This window comes from Nonomuraea sp. NPDC049784, assembly GCF_040659615.1.
Lineage (GTDB): Bacteria > Actinomycetota > Actinomycetes > Streptosporangiales > Streptosporangiaceae > Nonomuraea.
Window position 1 is genome coordinate 1 of the sequence record NZ_JBFAMX010000981.1, and the last position, 2,563, is coordinate 2,563.

A 2,563-nucleotide genomic window follows, 5' to 3' on the forward strand; every position below is an offset into this window, starting at 1 on the left:
GACCGGAGGCCCGGCGGGGCCCGGAGGGCCTGCAGGCGCGTGCGGTCCGGACGCGTACGGTCCGGAGGCGGGTGGGAGGCCGGCAGCGGCGTCGGCCGCCGCCTGCGCGTCCAGAGAAGCCTGGGCAGCCGCCTGGGCCTCGGCGGCGGCCGCGCGTGCGCCCTCCAGCACGGGCCCCGCGTCAGGACCCGCCACGATCAGCCCGGCCAGCCCTGAGCCGCCGGCCAGCCGGCCCAGCTCGGCGTTGAGCGCGGGCCCTTCCTCGCCCAGCTCCCGCAGCGCCGCGATGACGGCGAAGCGCCGCCGCCCCCGCCCCAGCACCGCGAACGCCTCGAAGGCCGCCCGCATCGAGTCGGGATTGGCGTTGTACGCGTCGTTGACGACCGTCACCCCGTCGGCCCGGTCCGTGACCTCCATCCGCCACCGGCTGCGCGGCGTGGCCTCCGACAGCTCCTCGGCGATGGTCGCCACCGGCAGGCCCAGCTCGTAGGCGGCCGCGGCGGCGGCGAGGGCGTTCTCGACCGCGTGCTCCCCGTACAGCTTGAGCGACACGGGCGCGGACCCCGAGGGCGTGCGCAGCGTGAACGAGGCCCGCCCGCGGGCGTCGATCAAGACGTTCTCGGCCCGGATGGAGGCGGACTCGGCGCGCCCGAAGTACGTGACGCGCGCCTCCGTGCGTGAGGCCATGGCCCGCACCATCGGGTCGTCGGCGTTCAGGACGGCCACGCCGGTGCGCGGCAGCGACTCCACGAGCTCGCCCTTGGCCTTGGCGATGGCCTCCTTGCCGCCGAACACGCCGAGGTGCGCGGTGCCGACGTTGAGCACCACGCCGATCTGCGGCGGCGCGATGCGGGTCAGCTCCTTGATGTGGCCGATGTTGCGCGCGGCCAGCTCCAGCACCATGAAGCGGGTGTCGAGGTCGGCCCGCAGCACGGTCAGCGGGTGGCCGAGCTCGTTGTTGAAGCTGCCGACGGGGGCGATGGTGGGCCCGACCCGGGCGGTCAGCTTGGCCAGGAGGTCCTTGGTCGTGGTCTTCCCCGCCGAGCCGGTCACGCCGATCACGGTGACCTTGGGCAGCGTGGCCGCCTGGGCGGCGGCCAGCTCCGCCAGCGCGGCGGCGGCGTCGGGCACGATCACCGCGGGGGCGTCGACCGGCCTGGTGGCCAGCACGGCGACGGCTCCGGCCCTGATCGCCTGCGCGACGTAGTCGTGACCGTCGACCCGCGCGCCCCTGAAGGCGACGAACAGCGATCCCGGTTCGACGGCCCGCGAGTCGATCACGACGGGCCCGCGCACCACAGCGCGGGGATCGGCCATGCCCGACAGGGCGCCCGAGGTTATCTCGGCGATCCTGGCCAGAGGCAACGGGATCATCAGTGCTTCCTGCTTTCCGTGCTTTCCTTGCGTTCGGCAATCGACTCGGCGACCACCTCGCGGTCGTCGAAGGGGATCACTTCGCCTGAAACGTACTGACCCTGCTCGTGACCCTTGCCGGCCACGACGATCACGTCGCCGCGCCCGGCCCGGGCGATCGCCAGGCCGATGGCGGCCGCGCGGTCGGGCTCAATGATCACATGAGCGCGGTCGTGCTGCGGAACGCGGAGCGCTCCCTCCATCATCGTCGCGAGGATGGCGAGCGGATCCTCCGAGCGCGGATTGTCGCTCGTGAAAATCGCCACATCCGCCAGGCGAGCTGCGAGTTCGCCCATGATAGGCCGTTTGCCCTTGTCGCGGTCGCCGCCGCAGCCGAGCACGATCGTCAGCGTGCCCGCCGTGACGGACCTCAGCGAGCGCAGCACCGACTCCACGGCGCCGGGTTTGTGTGAGTAGTCCACGACGGCCTGGAACTCGTCGTCCGCGGCCGTGATCCGCTGCATGCGCCCGGGTACGCCGGTGAGCGTTCCCACGCCGTGCACGGCGGTCTGCAGCGGCACTCCGGCCTCGACCAGGGTGACGATGGCGCCGAGCGCGTTGGCGACGTTGAACGGCCCCGGCAGCGAGATCTGCGCGTCGGCCTCGACCCCGCCGGGGCCGACCACCCTGAACGCGCTGCCGTCCGCGCCCAGCCTGGCGTCCAGCGCCCGCCACTGGGCCTCCGGGTCGCCCAGCGCCGAGAACGTGGTCATCGGCACCTTGGCCAGGTCGAGCAGCTCCCGCCCGTAGCGGTCGTCGATGTTGGTCACGCCGACCCGGCTCAGCTCCGGCTGGAACAGCCGCACCTTGGTCGCGAAGTAGTCCTCGAAGTCCTTGTGGAAGTCGAGGTGGTCCTGGGAGAGGTTGGTGAACAGGGCGACGTCGTAGAAGAGCCCGTCGACCCTGCCGAGCGCGAGCGCGTGGCTGGAGACCTCCATGACGGCCGCGCTGACGCCCTCCTCGCGCATCAGGGCGAACAGGCCGTGCAGCTCCGACGCCTCCGGCGTGGTGAGCGTGGGCTCGAAGCGCACGTCGCCCGCGTGGATCTCGACGCCGCCCACCAGGCCCGCCGTGTGGCCCGCGGCCCGCAGGCCCGCCTCGATCATGAACGTGGTGGTGGACTTGCCGCTGGTGCCGGTGACGCCGAGGA

Annotated in this window: 2 protein-coding genes; both read right to left on the reverse strand. The window is 72.9% G+C overall.

What is annotated here, in order from left to right; genetic code table 11:
- On the reverse strand, positions 1-1,374 hold a 1,374-nt coding region (gene murF, locus AB0J09_RS62050; RefSeq protein ID WP_360713514.1), incomplete at its 3' end, for a UDP-N-acetylmuramoyl-tripeptide--D-alanyl-D-alanine ligase.
- The coding region (locus AB0J09_RS62055) for a UDP-N-acetylmuramoyl-L-alanyl-D-glutamate--2,6-diaminopimelate ligase (RefSeq protein ID WP_360713515.1) at positions 1,374-2,563 on the reverse strand (1,190 nt) is incomplete at its 5' end. The genes murF and AB0J09_RS62055, both read right to left, overlap by 1 nt.